The organism is Proteiniphilum sp. UBA5463 (assembly GCF_002427225.1).
In the GTDB taxonomy this organism is placed as follows: domain Bacteria; phylum Bacteroidota; class Bacteroidia; order Bacteroidales; family Dysgonomonadaceae; genus Proteiniphilum; species Proteiniphilum propionicum.
Genome location: NZ_DIQL01000056.1, coordinates 65430 through 83369 on the forward strand (window position 1 = coordinate 65430; position 17940 = coordinate 83369).

Here is a 17940-nt window from a genome sequence, read left to right on the forward strand (position 1 = left end):
AAAGAAATGGCAAACTTTTACACAGATACACCACAATTTCGTCATTATATTCATCATCCACTGATGAAACGAATTGTGGAATTGAAAGAGAGAAACTACTCTGACAAGGATACTTACGACTATGCCCCAATGGACTTCGAAGATGCAATGGACAGTTACAATAAAGTGCTGGAAGTGGTGGGCGAGATCTGCGGTGACATCATTGAACCCAACTCCGAAAGTGTTGATCAGTGTGGCCCTACCGTTAAAGACGGGCGTGTGACTTATGCCAGCCCCACGCAGGAGAACCTCAATGCGCTTAATAAGGCAGAGTTGATGGGAATGGGTTTGGCCCGCAGGTATGGCGGTCTTAACTTTCCCATGGTACCCTATATGATGAGTGCCGATATTGTGAGCCGTGCCGATGCCAGCTTTCAGAATATCTGGATGTTGCAGGATTGTGGCGAAACTATCTATGAATTTGCCGATGAAGCGCAGAAGGAAAAATATCTGCCCCGTATCGTGAAGGGCGAGACCATGTCGATGGACCTCACAGAGCCCGATGCTGGATCAGACCTGCAGGCAGTGATGCTGAAGGCCACTTTCAACGAAAAAGAAAATCAGTGGTACCTGAACGGAGTGAAGCGCTTTATTACTAACGGCGATGCCGATATTCACCTTGTGCTTGCCCGTTCTGAAGAAGGCACTAAAGATGCCAGGGGCCTGTCGATGTTTGTTTATGATAAGAAAAACGGAGGTGTCAACGTGCGCCGCATTGAGAACAAGATGGGGATCAAGGGAGCACCTACTTGCGAGCTGGTTTTCAAAAATGCAAAAGCTGAGTTAGTAGGTACACGCCGGATGGGATTGATTAAATATGTTATGTCGCTTATGAATGGTGCACGCCTGGGAATTATTGCCCAGTCGGTAGGCCTTTCCGAAGCCGCCACCCGCGAAGCATACAACTATGCTATCGAGCGCCGTCAGTTTGGAAAAGCCATCATAGAGTTTCCTCCGGTTTACGAGATGCTGGCCAACATGCGTGCCAGGACCGATGCATCACGTACCATGCTCTATGAGACCTGCCGTTTTGTAGATATGTACAAAACACTGGAAGATATTGCAAGAGAACGCAAGCTTACACCTGAAGAACGGAATGAGATGAAGTACTACTCTCGCCTGGCCGATGCCTTCACACCCCTCGGTAAGGGTATGAGTAGCGAGTATGCCAACCAGAATGCCTACGATGCCATCCAGATACATGGCGGATCGGGTTATATGAAAGACTACAAGTGTGAGCGGCTCTATCGCGATGCACGTATTACCAATATCTATGAAGGTACCACGCAGTTGCAGGTGGTGGCTGCCATCCGTCATGTCACTACAGGAACCTATCTTCAAAGGATCAAAGAGTATGCCGATATGCCGGTTGCGCCCGAGCTAGAGCCGCTGAAGCGGGTACTGTCGAAGATGACACAGATGTATGAAAAGTTGGTCGATTTGGTTACCGCACCCAAAGATGAGGATTATCTCGATTTTCACTCTCGCCGGCTTGTGGAGAGTGCCGGACATATAATCATGGGACACCTGCTTCTGCAGGATGCCAATAAAGATCCGGAGCTGTTCCGCCGAAGTGCAGAGGTATATATCCATTATGGACAGATAGAGGTGGTGAAGAACTACAATTTTGTTACCAAGTCGCGTATCGAAGATATGGCTTACTATAAACCGGCTCTCGCCGAAGAGTAATCCTATTAAAAAGCATATTCACTTTACAAGGGGTCTATCACGGATCCCTTTTTTTGTGTGAGTTACGCATACCATATTTTATAGAGTGCAAGTCCGAACGTGCCCGCAGTGTAGGAAATGTTAGTTAAAGACAAGGGTGTCGTTCGTGAGTGTGAATCTGAAGGAAGTAGGCGACGAACTCGTGACCGATCGAGCAGGTAAGTACTGTGTGTGGCTATCTTTATGTGAAGAAGAAAGCCGTCGGACGTCAAATACTATGAACAAGTTCGTCGCAATGACGGCAGCAGCGGTTTTAACAAACAAAGTGTAGGAAAATTCGGCATTTGTTTTTCCAACAACTATAAGGAATTCCAATCCGAAATTCTCAACGACACATACACACCTGAAAGCGTCAAGGTAGTTCGCATTTCCAAACCGTAAGGCGGTTTCAGACAGTTGGTTATCTCGACAGCCAAAAACCGGTTAGTACAGCAAACCGTCAATGAGGTCTTGCAATTCATTGACAACCCGTTGTCTTCCTGTCACAACTATGGTTCACGTCACCCCCCACAGTGCTCATCATACGTTGCAATAGGGACTTTAAACGCAATTGATAAAAGGAAAGCTGCAAGGCAGTCCCTTAAGTCATTTGCTGTTGAATATCATACTTGACGAGTTAGGCAAGGAATTGATGAGGTGCTGACTGAATTTTGTCCGTTTTGCAGACGAAGTTCGGATATTCGTGGGTAATAAAAAATCTGCCGAACGGGTAAACGGAAGCATCATTCGCTTCATTGAGGAGAGAATGCTCTTGAAAGTCAATCGGGGCAAGAACGAGATAAAGAAATGCACGGAAGTAACGTATATAGGGTATAGTTTTCTATCCGAAGACACGTTACGCCTGAGTGATAAAAGCGAACAAAATTTGAAAGACAAATTCAAAGATATAACCCTTCAAAACAGGGGCGTATCTTTCGAACAAATTCTGAAAGAGCTGGATCGGATATTGCGAGGGTGGTTGGCGTATTTTCGTCTTGTCAGAATGAAAATCCGATTAGAGAAAACATTTAGTTGGCGTATTGTATTGAGCGGAAAGGGTTGGTGGCGTTTATACAACGGCCCTGCATAGAACATAGGAATGAACAATGTTTGGTTTCTCGAACAAGGTTATTTTAGCCTTACTGATAACTACAAACTATTGTCTCGTAATCCACTTTAAAGTAACCGCCATACACGTAAGTACATGATGGTTATAACAACTCGGAAATAACTCCAAAAACTGATACTATATTACAAATTAATAGAATGCTAGCTCAAAAAGAATTGTGATTATATTTGAGATCCTAATCAATATAATTTTTAGATCATGAGTATTTTCACGATTCACAAAAAAGGTGATGCGCTCTTGGCATATCTGACGGAAAACGACTATAGTCACAGTTACATATCGTGGAATAATATTGCCTTTTTCTCACCACTGACAGAGCTCCAAGACGACTTAAAGGCGGATCTATTTATGACGTGATGGACAAGGTATTCAAACTGGCAGGGGTCCGCACCGAAGGGGGTAGAAAAGGGACACATATATTCCGTCATCATTTGACAAGTCATCTCATCAAAGGAAAAACATATAACTTACCGGTCACGGATTTATAAAGTGCTTCCCTTTCTCAGGTACGTTAATAGTATTCTTAATCCGGCTTCATTAGATATCCCTCCGAAGCCTCCATATGTAGGAAACATTTTTGTACCTCATTATTTTACAAGACAAGAACTTTCATGTTTCTTTGAAAACTGCGATGGACTTACTGCTAACAACTCTCTATCCCAACGTCTAAGGAAGAAAGTTGTGCCGGTTATCTTTCGTTTACTTTATTCAACAGGCCTTCGCGTATTAGAGGCTCGGATGTTAAATCGATGCGACGTCGACTTTAAGACCGGTGTTATTACAGTCAGGCAAACGAAAGGACACGTGGAACACTTCGTTGTCCTTCATGATAGCATGAGAGAATTACTTGAATCTTATGACTTTTCCATCGAGAAGTTGCTACCCGGGCATAAGGTGCTTTTCCCGGATGAGCATGACAATTACCACAGAAACAAATGGCTTTCAGACCAGTTCCGTGCCTGTTGGTATAAACAGAATACAGCCATCGCGTATGCAAGAGAACTAAGGCATCAGTATGCGATAGAAAAAATCAAGCCGCAAAGCTGCAATGTAAGACTCTCATGTTTAAGGCCTTTCCTGAAATTTATTTCCAGGAGAAATTTGCGATATTCTTCCATTTACCTATCTTCAAGGGATGTCGCTTTTTTCAAAACCGATAAACCTCAAGTAAAAAGTTTGTCGAAAAATGCAGTGAAAACATTACTCTCGATCCCAGACATAAGAACATTTACTGGCATGCGGGATTATGTGCTCATGTCGCTGATGTACACCACGGGATGCCGGATAGACGAAGTCCTTTCAATACGACTACGGGATTTACATCTAAACGTTAAGGACAGGCCTTTTGTGTCGATACTTGGGAAAGGAAGCGTCAGGAGAAGCCAGTACATTCCTGTGCACGTGTTTATTACATCTGTAAGTTGAAATTACTTTTAAGTTGTTATAACCACTGTAATCCAAAATTTGGTATTACGGTGGTGTGAGAGGACAGATAGGGATTTAATTCCTATCTTCCTACTCGATTATTTACTGAACGGTTTATTAGAAAGCAAATGCAATTCGAATAAGCTTTCTTTAGAGACAAAAATTAAAATTAATTAACTTTAATCAGGAAAATAAAGTACATCGAATGATATATTCTGATGCAATTGCATTTAGCTTTAAATAACCCATTTAGAAGTGTAATATAAACACATTTAATCTCTAAGGAATGTTTCAAAAAATTAAAATAAACATATAAGTACTACTAGATATCAAAAATTTAATTTATATTTGCAATAAAACATTTAATCTTATTTTATGCTAATAGCTTATGCTAAAGAAATCCATCAAGATTTTTAAATTGATACCATTTATTTACAATCAATAAATCATGTTTTTTTATAAAACAATAGCGATTATTTCGAATTGAATGACGATTTAAAATATGATAATTGTTTAATTTAAAAGTAGAGTTTATGAAAAGAAAACTATTTTTGTTTTTTACCCTGTTTTTTGTTGGAATAGGGATTGTGCTTGCCCAGACACAGGTGAGAGGTAATGTGTTGGATGAGAATGGAGAACCTGTAATTGGTGCAACCATTCAGTTAAAAGGAACAACACAAGGCACTATTACTGATAGTAATGGAAACTTTAATCTATCGGCTCCAGCTAACGGTACGTTGCTTGTCTCTTATGTTGGCTACACCACACAGGAAGTGGAGGTAAGTGCTAACGTGAGAGTTGTGTTGGTTACGGATTCAGAATTATTAGACGAAGTAGTTGTAGTAGCCTACGGTCAACAGCGCAGAGAAGCGATTACCGGCGCTGTTGCTCAAGTAAAGACAGAAAAAATCACCCAGCGTCCTATTGCTTCTGCAACTGCTGCTTTAGAAGGACAGGCGCTTGGTGTTCAAGTAAATAATTCTTACGGTGAGCCAGGTGCTGAAGCTACTATACGTATAAGAGGATTTAACTCAATAACTGGATCAAATACACCCCTTTACGTGGTTGATGGAGTACCTATGGGAGGCAATGTCTCTGATATAAATCCCAACGACATTGAATCTATTTCAGTGTTAAAAGACGCTTCTTCTGCGGCTTTGTATGGAAACCGCGCAGCCAACGGGGTTATATTAATTACAACTAAATCAGGAAATCTTGGGGAAGAAAAACTTCAAGTCACAGCAGACATAAAACAAGGTGTTTTTCAGCGAGCTACCAAAGATTATGCCCGCCTTGATGCCAGACAATTTATGGAAGCACAATGGCAAGCCCGGCGCAATTCTAAGTTTACCGATGCTGATCCAGGAAAATATGAAACCTGGAATGATGCTAATCCTGGAGTAGTGAATCTTGTGAAATCCGACGTGGGAGAAAACTACAATATCTTCAGCAAATCATGGGATAATTTATTCGATGCCAACGGAAAACTGACAAGTGATGCACAGGTTAAACCTGGCTATATTGATGATTTGGATTGGTATAAAGATATGGAACGTACAGGATTTAGACAGGACTATAACCTTAACGCATCCGGAGGTACAAAAAGGACCACTTATTTTTTCTCGCTTGGTTATTTAGATGAAGAAGGTTTTATGAAATTTTCTTCAGGCGAGCGTTTTACAGGACGTACAAACATCACTTCAATGGCTGCAAAATGGCTTAAGGTAGGTTTGAATCTTTCAACATCACATCAACGTTACAGGAGTATGTCAGCCGATACTGGAAGTAGTAATTCATTCATAAATCCGTTTATGTACGCTCGTAATATGGCACCTGTTTATCCAGTACATTTACACAACCCCGAAACAGGAGAATATATACTTGATGTAAATGGAAATAAACAGTACGACGGTGGTACTGAATATGGCCGGGCGCAATATCCAAATCGCCATGTTATTTGGGAATATGAATTAAACAAAGATAGGACAATCCGTAATACCGGTGAAGGTGGAGCATTTGCAGAAATCTATTTTCTAAAAGATTTTTCACTGAAAATTAATGGAAATATGAATAATCGTACATCTTCAAATAGTACATATGACAATTCAACGATAGGTGATGGAGCAGGAAAAGGGCGCATGAAGCAAGTGGACTATCGCTATAAGAACTATACGCTACAAGAAATGCTTACTTGGAAAAAATCGTTTAATGATATTCATAATGTGGAAGTTTTGGCAGGTCATGAAAACTATTGGTATAACTATCAGTACACATACGTTTATAAACAAGACGAGAAATTACCAAACATAATGGAGTTGTCAAATTTTAGTACAAATACTGCTATAAACGGATACTCGGTTGATTACAGAACCGAAGGCTATCTTGGCCGATTTGCATATAATTACGATGGAAAATACTTTGGAGAATTAGCGGTTAGACGTGACGGATCTTCTCGATTCCATCCCGATTATCGTTGGGGTAATTTTTGGTCATTAGGTGGTAGCTGGGTACTGTCTCGAGAAGATTTTATCAGACAGTATAACTGGATAAACAACTTGAAACTTCGTGCAGCATTTGGCGAAGTGGGGCAAGATGCCGGAGTAGGTTACTACGCATATATGGGGCTTTACAATTCGAGCCAAAACGGAGGCAAAGGAGCTTATTACAAAACCCAAAATGAAGCTACAGATATTAGTTGGGAAAAATCACAATCAATGAGCGTTGCATTGGAGGGAAGATATTTCAATCGTTTAAATCTAACTGTTGAATATTTTGATAAAACTTCGAAAGATCTGTTATTTGACGTTAACAGGCCAATATCAATTGGAGGAACCCCTTCCAGTATTAACCCTGTCCAAACTATGAACTTTGGCTCAATGTCTAATCGAGGATTCGAAATTGGGGCTGATGTGGATATCGTTAAAACTAAAGATTGGACTTGGAATTTTGGATTAAATCTCAACTTTTTGAGTAATCAGATTAAAGAACTTCCGGCAGAGTTTGGCGAAGAAGGATACGAAACCGGAGTAAGAAAATATATGAAGGGACACAGTATTTACGACTTTTATCTTTATGCTTTCGAAGGAATAGATAAAAGTAATGGTCGCTCTTTATATCGTTTAGATGATATAACTTACTTTATAAACGAACCCGATTACAAGGGAACAGGAGCATCAATTGGGGATGATGAGGATAGACTGGCGCTAGAGAGTAAAAACTATACGATAATTGATGGGCAGGCTTATGTTTATAATACAAGTTTCGCTAAGAAGGACTATTTCGATAGTGCTATACCTAAGGCTTATGGTTCGTTTACATCATCGTTACGCTGGAAAAATTTTTCGCTTTCAGCACTGCTCACTTATCAGTTAGGCGGCAAAATGATTGATAATTCTTATATGTCGTTGATGAGTATTGGCACAACACCAGGTGCATTACACAAAAACCTCCTCAACTCCTGGACACCCGAGCAAGCAGGTACCGGAATAGATAAAGATGGAATGCCGGCTTTAAATACTACCCAAAGTTCATTCAATAACTCAACTTCATCACGCTTCATAATGAGTTCTGATTATTTAACAATCAAAAATATAACACTGGGTTATGCTCTCCCACAAAATGTAATTTCTAAGGTAGGTTTAAGTGGAGTCCGTCTTACAGCTTCAGTCGATAATCTAGCCATATTTACAAAAATGCAGGGGCTTAATCCTCAACAATCGTTTGGTGGTGTTACGTACAATGCCTATGTTCCGGCGCGTGTAGCAATATTAGGCATAAATGTTCAATTTTAATTTAACAGAAAGGATTTAAAATATGAAAAATATTAAGAATATTGCATTATTGTTTATATTAATAACAGCCTCAACTGGTTGTTCAGATACTTATTTGGACACAGTCCCAACAAGTTCAACATCAACAAAAACAATATTTGAAACGACTGACAATGCCAAACAGGCAATAAATGGAATTGCAAGGTTGATGGTTAATCAATACAGTGATTTTTCACAAGTTTTTTGCGGAGAAGGAACAATTAAATTTCTGTTTGGTGAATATACCGGTGAAAATTTCAGCCGCCCTCGCCTTACCGGATGGAGTAGAGTTATGAACTCCAATTATTTAGAAAATAGCAATAGCATCTCATACAATGGTTACCCATGGTTTTACTATTATGAACTGATTGGAAATGCAAACAGCATTATTGCAAGTATTGATGATGCAACCGGAACAGAACAACAGCGACAATATATTAAGGCTCAAGCTCTTACATACCGCGCGTACTGCTATACACAGTTAGTTCAATTCTATTGTTATAGATGGGATGATAGCAGTAACGGAACAGCTGTTTCAAAACGTAATAATGGTCTGGTACTGCGAACAGAAGAAAATATGGAAGAGACCGATGTCCCTTTGTCTTCTTCCGGAAATATCTATGAACAAATTTACAAAGACCTTGACGAAGCTATTAGTCTTTATAAATCAAGCGGAATAAAAAGGAACAATATTTGGGAGCCAAATATTGATGTAGCAAACGCCGTTTACGCACGGGCTGCCCTAAATCGAAAAGATTATGCAACTGCCGCCTCCAAAGCTGTTGAAGCACGTGCAGAATATCCACTTATGTCAAATGCCGAATATACTTCAGGTTTTAGCGAACCAAACAAGGAATGGATTTGGGGAAGCTATGGCGGTGACGATCAAACTCTATACTACTATGGTTTTCATTCATACATGGCTTATGATGCCAATACTTCAATAATCCGTACCTATCCGGTATGTATAAGTAAAGAACTGTACGATAAAATTCCTGATGCAGATATTCGAAAAAATATTTTCCTGGATGGGAAATTGTATGGTTACAGCAAAGTTAATGGTGAACTATTAAAAGCAGCTGATGCGAATCAAGTTCGTGCCGCCCATCAAACAATGATACCTAGTCATAAAATAGCAGCTTATATGAGTTTCAAGTTTTCAATTAAAGGTTCGAATGGAGTAGGTTATATTAATCATTTCAGATCTGCAGAAATGTATCTAATTGAAGCTGAAGCTAAGCACTATCAAGATGATGATACAGGAGCTCAAGCAGCAATGAATACTTTGATAAAAAATAGTGGGAGAGATGCATCTTATACATGTACTGTAACAGGCAATGAACTTAAATCAGAAATAAAGAAGTATCGTGCAATTGAACTTTGGGGTGAAGGTTTCGACTGGCCTGATAAAAAACGTTACAATGAAAAACTAGTAAGACACGATTTTAACAATGGCGGTAGTTTTGCTGAAGCAATGGCAATTACTTTAGAGCCTAACTTTGCAAATGGCTGGACATATTTTACACCATACAGAGAGTATAATTATAATCATGCATTAGATTAATCTGAATACAATTAAGTTGAATTAATTAAAAAATAATCCATAACAGTAATTTTAAATACTTTATATCTACCCCTCGTAATCCATGCGAGGGGTTTTTGTCATAAACGCTTTAAGTAAAGATGTCAACATTACCTGAAAATCAAAATGGTGTTGTTATTGTTCAAATTAATAAATGAGTAACCTCCGAAAAGTTTCTATTAATGTAATCGGACCAAAACAAATACTTATATTTAATACATAACATATTATAATTTTGATATTTCGGTTTTAGGTGCAGACTCATATTTATCAGGTAAATATGAATTATTTCCTGTTATGTTTGGCAGTTATGTGTTTTTTATTTTTCTTTGTTACTGAATAATAACAAACACTAAAATCATTCGCCTATAAGTCCTCTTTACTCCACTTGATTAACATAATAGTTTAAGAAGTAAAGCAATGGATACTTTCTGCACGATGACCGATGAGGAGTTGGTTGTTTCGTATGCCGGGGGCAATGATGCTGCGTTTGATGAGTTACTCAACAGGCACAAGCAACCTCTTTATGCATATATTTTCTTTACCGTACGCGACAGTGGCCTAGCGGAAGACATTTTTCAGGATACCTTTATTAAAGCAATCGTTACCATAAAACAGGGGCGATACACCGAGACAGGCAAATTCAGAGCATGGATTATGCGTATTGCTCATAATCTGATGATCGACTATTTCCGTCAGAAAAAAAACGAAAACACTGTTTCCAATGACGATTACGAGGTGGACCTGCTGAATAACCCTTCCCTCTGCAATGACAATGTGGAAAGGGAGATGGTGAAGACACAGGTACTAAGTGATGTAAGGAAGCTGATTGGGTTCCTGCCTGAAACACAGCGTGAAGTGCTAGAGATGAGATATTATAAGGATTTAAGTTTCCGGGAAATAGCCGATGCAACCGGTGTGAGCATCAATACTGCCCTCGGGCGCATGCGTTATGCCATCCTCAACATGCGCAAACTGGCAATTGATAACAGAATGATTTTGACGCTAAGTTAGAAATAAGATATTCAGGTTAGAGATAAATCATCTTTTTGTAACCATCTGTCTATTACATTGTCAACAAAACAAAAAAGCCGGCTGGATAGTCGGCTTTTTGTATAGGGTAGGAGTTCAAATCGTTCTGCACACTCGGTGCCACTTTGACAGTGCATGCAATTTTTGTTTGGAATATTTCAAAAAAACGTGAGAATCAGAAAAGTAACGATTAAGTTCTTTTTTGTTTCTTTGCCAGGTTTGTACTTCAGAATACGGATACTTCAAATAATTTCCAATACAGTGTTTGAAGCTGTTTAAGCAATTATGAGAAGTCTTATATACCATCCTATTCGATAACAGGAAATCGTTTGATACTAATTTTTCCGGACTGTGAAGCAGAATATACAACCTCAACGATTCCGTTATTGACATATTGCAGCTTTACCTGCTTCTGTCGCTGCGGGAATACGCAGGATTATGTAACTTATTCAACCTCGGAATTTCTTACCATCCGTGTGTTTCCGCAAACGGAAAACCGATGTAGTAGAAAATCTTTTTCTGAAACAGGATAATTACTGTAAAAGAAATCTTCTCTCTTGCGTTGGCTCGTGAAATTTTTTCTCTCAATGCAATTTCCATTAGATTCGGAAAGGGGAGTATATTGCCATACTTTTAATATGGTAATTACGGCATTCCGAAAATCCTTACAATTGTTGCAAATTATTGCATCGGCTTTCGGAGATAACAAACCGGTTAAGGAGTGCCATTCAACCGAAATGGATAACAACAACTTTTGCAAAATCTCAATGTGCAACAGGATAATCATTCAACTGATTCTGATAAAAGCGGCTAAGCTATTGTCTTCCTTAGTTTCAAGAGTTACAAACGAATCTGTTCTTCTTTTGAATGAAATCCTTCCGGGTTGTGTACAAAATGTCAATGAACTCCTAGTATCTTGTGTACGATAATCGTACTGATAAACTTTATCGCTGTTTGCAAATATAATAACCTTACAAGGAAAAAAGCAAATATTTCAGGCTGTTATTATAAACAACTTATGAATACATTATCAACAGGTTTTGAACAGCTTTTGCAAATCGCCTGTTCCATGGCGATTTTTGTTATAAGCAATTGTGTCAGTTATAGATCCCTTTCTTTAATGATCGATAGGCCGATAGTGAACTCAATATTTTCAGGGCATTTCTAGTGCGAAGTTACATGACAGGAAAAGTAAATAGTATACTCAAAAGGGAGTATTTTATATATTTTGGCCGACTTTGAAGATAATTTTATGTGTTAATGTTTCCTTGTATTGTTTCCTTTAACGTATGAAATATAGAATTTGTCAGGTGAGGCATTATTGAAATGCTTTGTTTTTACTTTGCTTTGCTTTTTTTACCGCAGAACTAAGTATAGCCAGATTAGGTGGCCTCTTTTTCAGGGTAGTTAGAGATCTCAGATATATAGAATTCATTCTCGATCTCCACTGATTTTCCTTATGGGCTTACATAATAGGATATCAGACTACTGAAAACGATAGGGCTCTCGTTGAAATAAAATCATTTCGTACGTTTATTTTTATTTTGGTAAGGTATTTTTTATACCTTTGGAATTGAGAGTCCTATATGGAAAGTCTATCTAATTAATATTGAGTTAAAACACATATTGATATTCAATATATTATAAAAAATCATTTTTGATATCCTGAGTTTCGGGGGAAGACTAAATTGTTTACTGCAAAAACCGGCCAGTTGCAAAAGCAATGATAAATATAATGAACTTTCACATGGCATAATGGTATAGATGTGTATTATAACAAACAATAAAGCATCGTATGTCGAAAGATTCAGCTCTGATTACAACACATGAAATTTGAAAACATAATATTGAATAATTTCCTAAAAAAATTGAACCATGGATCAGCCTAAAATCGAGCGTATTCTAAGACTGATGAAAATGCTTACCGCCAACAATTCATTAACTGTTGAAGAGATTGCCGATAGGTTATCTGTTTCTATTCGATCTGTATATCGCTATATAGATACATTCCGGCAGGCGGGATTTGTAGTGAAGAAAGTGAACAACTACATTAAACTGGATAGCTCATCACAATACTTCAGGGATATCAGCGAACTAATCCATTTCACAGAAGAGGAGGCTTATATCCTGAAATCGGCCATCGAGAGCATCGATGATAATAACCTGCTTAAGCAGAACCTGAAGAAGAAACTCTATACCGTGTATGATTATAAGATCCTTGCAGAAACCATTGTGGATGGTAAAAACAGCCGCAATGTAAAACGATTGGTACAGGCTATAGAGAACCATCAGTGCGTGGTACTGAAGAAATACTCTTCTTCGCATGGGAGTGATATTCGCGACAGGGTAGTTGAACCGTTCTCGTTTACTACCAACTATGAGCAGGTGTGGTGCTACTGCCTGGAGGACAATGAAAACAAACTGTTCAGGTTATCCAGGATAGGGAGCGTTGAGATATCACCAGAGCCGTGGGGGCATGAGCTGCAGCATAAGAGCGGCTATATGGACGTTTTCAGGATGCACAGCAGCGAAAAGATGCGGGTGATACTGAAACTGGGACTGCGGTCGGCGAACCTGCTCATGGAAGAGTTTCCGCTTGCATCGAAAGTGCTTCAAAAAGTGTCTGACAATGAGTGGCTGCTGGATACGGAGGTGTGCTCCTTCGAAGGAGTAGGACGTTTTGTGATCGGACTGATTGATGATATTGAGATCATGGACTCACCAGAATTTCAAAAATATATTGACTCGCGAATAAAAAAAATGAGTCACCTAAAACTTGCTATTACGTCTATGCATGATCCCAGCTGGAATGAATGACGCTGCCCTTATCTGGGTGATTCTCAATGTAAAGGTGTACATCTATCTCCTGTTGCATCTCTTCCACGTGTGAGATAACACCTACGATGCGGTTCTCACTTCGTAGCGACTTAAGTGTGTCGAACACAATGTCGAGTGACTCTTTGTCTAATGAGCCAAAGCCTTCATCCAAAAAGAAAAAATTCTGGCTTGACCGGGTAATCTCCTGGATATTGTCGGCCAATGCCAGCGCAAGCGACAAGGAGGCCTGGAATGTTTGGCCGCCGGAAAGAGTCTTTACATTCCTTACCTTACCGCCGTTCATGAAGTCGCGCACCTGGAAATTGTTGTCGGGGGTGATCTCAAGACTCAGCCTCTGGCGGGTGAGCCGAAAGAAACGGTCGTTGGCTGCGTTACAGAGATTCTGCAGATAGACAGACGAGATGTAGTTAACAAATCCGCTTGCCTTGAAAAGCGACTTCATGGTTTTAACGTTCTCAGCCCTTGCTTCGAGCTTGTTTAACTCTTCACGGAGCAACACCTGACTTTCTAAATCTTGCAGAAGCTTTTTGAGCTGCTGGGCGGTTTCTCCTTTCAGTTGGGTTTTTTCCCTGATCTGATCCCGTTGAGTAACGATCTCTGCCAGAATGGCTTGGTGGCTATCTGGATTATACTCCCTGTCGCCAATATCTTTCAAAAGTTGTACTAACGCTGAATTGCTTCGCAGGAGATGATCTTTGAAGTTGCTGAGCCTTAACTTCTCAGCTTCAGTATCTATCTGTTCCGACAGAATCTGAACTACTTCATCGAGGGATCCGAAAGTCGATTTTTCAAGCTGTTCATCCAGCTGGTGCTGCAGCTTGGTGAGTACCGACTGCTCCTGTGCCAGCTCCTTGAGATTGATCTCCATACTCCCTCTCAGTGCCTCTTTCCGCTGCTTCTGTTCCTGTAGAAGGAGGCTACTTTCGGTGTACTCTTTTTCTATCCGAACGTACTCCTTCAGTAATTCATCTTTCTCCCGCTCTATGCTTCCCGAAGAGCTTTCACGCCAATCGCCGGGGCGGATCTGTGTTAACTGCTGCCCGATGGTGGTTAGCTCTGTGCGGTGAATGGTGAGAGAGGTTCTTATCTTTTCAAGTTCTTCCCTGAAACGATCCCTGTTGCTCTCCTCTTTTTCCAGTTGTGCGGCCTTCTCTGCCAGAGCTGCTTCATGCTTTGAGAGCTCCTCCCGAAGTTGCTTTGCCCGCTTGAAAGCGGTATCCAGCGTTTCTTCTTCTTTGTATTTCTCCCACACAAACTGCCTGTTATGGTTGGTAACGGTTTGCTGCAGGATCTCTCTTTTACCTTGCCACTCCTCCTGATCTCTCTTGGACTGCTTATACCTGCTTTCCAGCAGATCAAACTGCTTGCCAAACGAGGCAATCCGGTTGAGTTGTTGCTCCAGCAGTTGTTTTTCTACCGTGATCTGTTTGAACTGTTCGTCTATATCCCCGCTCTTGTACTTTCCGGGGTGATGGAGCGATCCGCAAATAGGGCAGGGGGATCCCTCCTTCAGGGCTTCGGCATAACTCTTCAGCTGCTCCTTTACCCGCAGATGTGATTCCTGTTCTCCCAGGAGGTACTGCTTCCCTTTAACTTTCTCTGTCGCCTCCTTAAGGTGGTAGCTGCATTCGGTATAACCGGCATCAGACGGGAGCAGTTCAAACAGTGGGTCTGCCAGCAGCTTTGCTCTGGACTCCCGGATCTCTTTTTCCTGTTCTTCGTATTTTTCAATCTCTTTATCAATTACGGACATTTGTTTGCCGAGGCTGTTTCTTTCGTTATACCATGCTCTTATTTCCGATAGGAGGGCAAGGTCGGGAAGGGCGTTTCGCCCTTCCTTAATGACCACCTCCAACTGCTGTTTTGCTGTTCTCAGATTTTCAACATTACGGGTTGTCTCATCGAATATATTTGTTCCTTTTTCTAAACGGGATTCCTCATTCGCAACGCTCTTCTCAAGCTCTTTCATCTGTAGAAGGCGCACTAAATCTTCTGTCTTTTTTTTCAGCTGTTCCCTCTTTTCGTAGGCAGGCTGGAGCTTTCCAATCTGTTTTTCCAGCAGATCAATACCGGAGGTTATTCCGTTAAACTTTTGAGTGTCAGCATTAATCTGTTTTTCCCTATCCTCTTTTTTCTTCCGGTAATCACGAAGTGAATCTAGCAAATATTTGAACTGTATAACACACTGTTCATAACTGTTGATTCTTTTTTCGAGCTCCACAAACAGGGGTTCCTGATCCGACAGGCGCTTGTGCTCCATCTCTGCTTCTCCCTTTTTCTGGGTCAACTCCTGCAAATTTCGGAGTGACTCTTCATTCTTTATGCTTTCGCCCAGTTTACGATCAAGCTCTTCTATCGCTTCCGACAGGTCGTTTAATTCCGACTCGTACCTAACTGCTTGTTCGGGACAGGCATACTCCAGTTGCTGAAGCTGACCTTCAACATACTTCTTCCTGTCGTTGTTTTTACTTTCTAATGAAACTACCTGGTAGTAGAACTCGAACTTATGAAGGTTAAAAAGCTCTTTCATCATCTGTGTGCGGTCTCTGTTGCCCAGTTGCAGGAACTCTTGAAACTGTCCTTGCGGAATGATGATGGTGCGCTTGAAGTTATCGTAACTCAACCCGATAACCTCTTCGAGAGTGTTGACTCCAATCGGTACCCACCGGCCGCCGATCTTTTTATAGGCGGTATGCTCGGGCGTTTTCACATCCTCGAAGCGCTTGCTGTTGCGCTTGCTTCTAACTGTTGCCCGGTAAGCGCACTGATCGCTGCCGTTCTCGAAAATGAAATCTATGAGCAGAGTATCCGACCTTAGGTTCATCATGTTGTAGTAGCGGTTATCGCCCGACAGGTTGAGCCGGTCGGTACGTCCGTAGAGTGCAAAGGTGATGGCTTCGAGGATGGAGGATTTGCCGCTACCTACTGTCCCAAAGATGCCGAAAAGGCTCGAGGAAGTCAGCTTTCCGAAATCGATGGTCTGCTTCTCACGGTAGGAGTAGAGGCCCTCTATGGTTAGTTGTATGGGTATCATTGTTTTTCTTCTGCCATTATTTCGGTGAATAACTGCATGATCTCCTCATTGGGCTCCTGCCCTTTCTCATGGAAGAAGTAGTCGCGAAACAGCGCTTCCACACTCCGGCTCAGGTCGATCTGCTTATGATGGGTGGTGAACAGGTTTTCAGCGTTTGCAACCTCCGGGATAATAGCAACGATACCCGGATGAGCGGCATGCAGGTTTTTTCTGTCCACAGCGGTCAGAAAGGTGTCGGTGGCCAGCGTAAGCTCTACTAGTGCGTTAGGATTCTCTGCCAGCCACTGTAGTGCCGCCTCCACTCCCATGGCTCGTTTACGTAGCAATGGTTTCACGCGGGTGAGCTCCACCTCGCGGATGACGGCGGGATTACCCGGCATAACATCGGTCAGTAGTACGTATTTCTTTTGATTTGCCTCGGCAAAGCTGTAGGAGAGGGGGCTACCACTGTAAAATACGGGCGAAGGTGATGATGACACTTGATGCATGCGGTGCAGGTGCCCCAGTGCTGTGTATTGTATCTGCCGAGGAATATTTTCGGTATAGACTGCCTGGGCACCACCCACATGCAGTATTGGCTTTTCATCTTCCGGCTCTTCCGGCAGCTCATCGCCTCTCTTCACCATAAAGAGATGCGAAACAAGTATGTTTACCCCTCTTGTATCGCAGTAGCGCTGGGCAAGGCTTTCCCATCTCTCCTGAAGGAGGGTGCGTAGCTCCTCGTCGCTATCCTCGTGTCCGAGAAAGGTTTTCAACCTATACTCGTTAGCGTAAGGGGTATGCAAAACTCTCAGGGGAATATTTGTTTCGGGGAGTTGCAACTCTAGAAAACCCTGCTCGCTTTGCAGCAACGTAAGGCCGCTGTCGAGTGCGAACGGGGTAGCCTCCGAATGGGGATAGCCAGCAAAGATAATGCCGCACTCGCGGGCCAATGGGTCGGGGGCTTCAATACGGTCGGGAGAGTCGTGGTTACCTGCGATGGCAATCACTGGGCGGTGCCCGCCTGCTGTCAGCCGCTTCAGGGTTTTGTAGAACAGCTCTATCGCCTCGGTGGAAGGATTGAAGGTGTCGAACAGGTCGCCCGACACCACCACAACATCAACCTTTTCCCGTTCCGCTATTTCGCAGATCTCATGCATCACCGCCTGCTGCTCTTCGAGGCGTGGAAAATCTTCAAGCCTCTTCCCCAGATGCCAGTCCGATGTATGAAGTATTCTCATTCCTGATCTGTATTTTTATCATCATGATTAATAATGCATCCTATGTCTCATATAAATAAGAGAACGCATGCATATGTAATTTTTTATTGTTGTAAAGATACAAATTTAAATCGTCCCCGATAAAT

At 41.4% G+C, this 17940-nt stretch carries 9 protein-coding genes; 7 read left to right on the forward strand and 2 right to left on the reverse strand.

Going from position 1 to position 17940, the window contains the following annotated elements; genetic code table 11:
- Positions 1-6 precede the first annotated feature (6 nt).
- From B3B27_RS09975 to B3B27_RS10005, 7 genes are all read left to right on the forward strand, one after another.
- Entirely contained in the window at positions 7-1728 is a 1722-nt protein-coding gene (locus B3B27_RS09975; protein WP_286832524.1) for an acyl-CoA dehydrogenase family protein, read from the forward strand.
- 721 nt (positions 1729-2449) lie between these two features.
- On the forward strand, positions 2450-2836 hold the full coding sequence (locus B3B27_RS09980; RefSeq protein WP_286845554.1) for a group II intron maturase-specific domain-containing protein: 387 nt from the start codon (positions 2450-2452) through the stop codon (positions 2834-2836).
- Between the two features lie 528 nt (positions 2837-3364).
- Positions 3365-4300, forward strand: a complete 936-nt coding sequence (locus B3B27_RS09985) for a tyrosine-type recombinase/integrase (protein ID WP_286832526.1) — start codon at positions 3365-3367, stop codon at positions 4298-4300.
- Between the two features lie 533 nt (positions 4301-4833).
- Positions 4834-8091, forward strand: coding sequence for a SusC/RagA family TonB-linked outer membrane protein (locus tag B3B27_RS09990; protein ID WP_286832528.1), 3258 nt, complete (start codon positions 4834-4836; stop codon positions 8089-8091).
- A gap of 22 nt (positions 8092-8113) precedes the next feature.
- Positions 8114-9673: a RagB/SusD family nutrient uptake outer membrane protein gene (locus tag B3B27_RS09995; protein ID WP_286832529.1), complete on the forward strand. Its 1560-nt coding sequence runs from the start codon at positions 8114-8116 to the stop codon at positions 9671-9673.
- A gap of 438 nt (positions 9674-10111) precedes the next feature.
- Positions 10112-10705 carry an RNA polymerase sigma factor gene (locus tag B3B27_RS10000; protein WP_238866983.1) on the forward strand — a complete coding sequence of 198 codons (594 nt, stop codon included), beginning with the start codon at positions 10112-10114 and terminating at the stop codon, positions 10703-10705.
- Positions 10706-12598: 1893 nt separating this feature from the next.
- Positions 12599-13540, forward strand: a complete 942-nt coding sequence (locus tag B3B27_RS10005) for a helix-turn-helix transcriptional regulator (protein WP_286847369.1) — start codon at positions 12599-12601, stop codon at positions 13538-13540.
- Here B3B27_RS10005 and B3B27_RS10010 read toward each other — a convergent pair.
- Both B3B27_RS10010 and B3B27_RS10015 read right to left on the reverse strand, forming a co-directional pair.
- Positions 13512-16595, reverse strand: coding sequence for an AAA family ATPase (locus tag B3B27_RS10010; protein WP_286847370.1), 3084 nt, complete (start codon positions 16593-16595; stop codon positions 13512-13514). The genes B3B27_RS10005 and B3B27_RS10010 overlap by 29 nt on opposite strands.
- Complete coding sequence (locus B3B27_RS10015) at positions 16592-17815, reverse strand: metallophosphoesterase family protein (RefSeq protein WP_238866961.1); 1224 nt, start codon at positions 17813-17815, stop codon at positions 16592-16594. Before B3B27_RS10015 ends, B3B27_RS10010 begins: the two co-directional genes overlap by 4 nt.
- Between the last annotated feature and the right edge of the window lie 125 nt (positions 17816-17940).

Bases quoted from the DNA above. Each gene is read 5' to 3' on its own strand.
- B3B27_RS09975 (WP_286832524.1), top strand. From the start codon at position 7: ATGGCAAACTTTTACACAGATACACCACAATTTCGTCATTATATTCAT.
- B3B27_RS09990 (WP_286832528.1), top strand. From the start codon at position 4,834: ATGAAAAGAAAACTATTTTTGTTTTTTACCCTGTTTTTTGTTGGAATA.
- B3B27_RS09995 (WP_286832529.1), top strand. From the start codon at position 8,114: ATGAAAAATATTAAGAATATTGCATTATTGTTTATATTAATAACAGCC.
- B3B27_RS10000 (WP_238866983.1), top strand. From the start codon at position 10,112: ATGGATACTTTCTGCACGATGACCGATGAGGAGTTGGTTGTTTCGTAT.
- B3B27_RS10005 (WP_286847369.1), top strand. From the start codon at position 12,599: ATGGATCAGCCTAAAATCGAGCGTATTCTAAGACTGATGAAAATGCTT.
- B3B27_RS10010 (WP_286847370.1), bottom strand. From the start codon at position 16,595: ATGATACCCATACAACTAACCATAGAGGGCCTCTACTCCTACCGTGAG.
- B3B27_RS10015 (WP_238866961.1), bottom strand. From the start codon at position 17,815: ATGAGAATACTTCATACATCGGACTGGCATCTGGGGAAGAGGCTTGAA.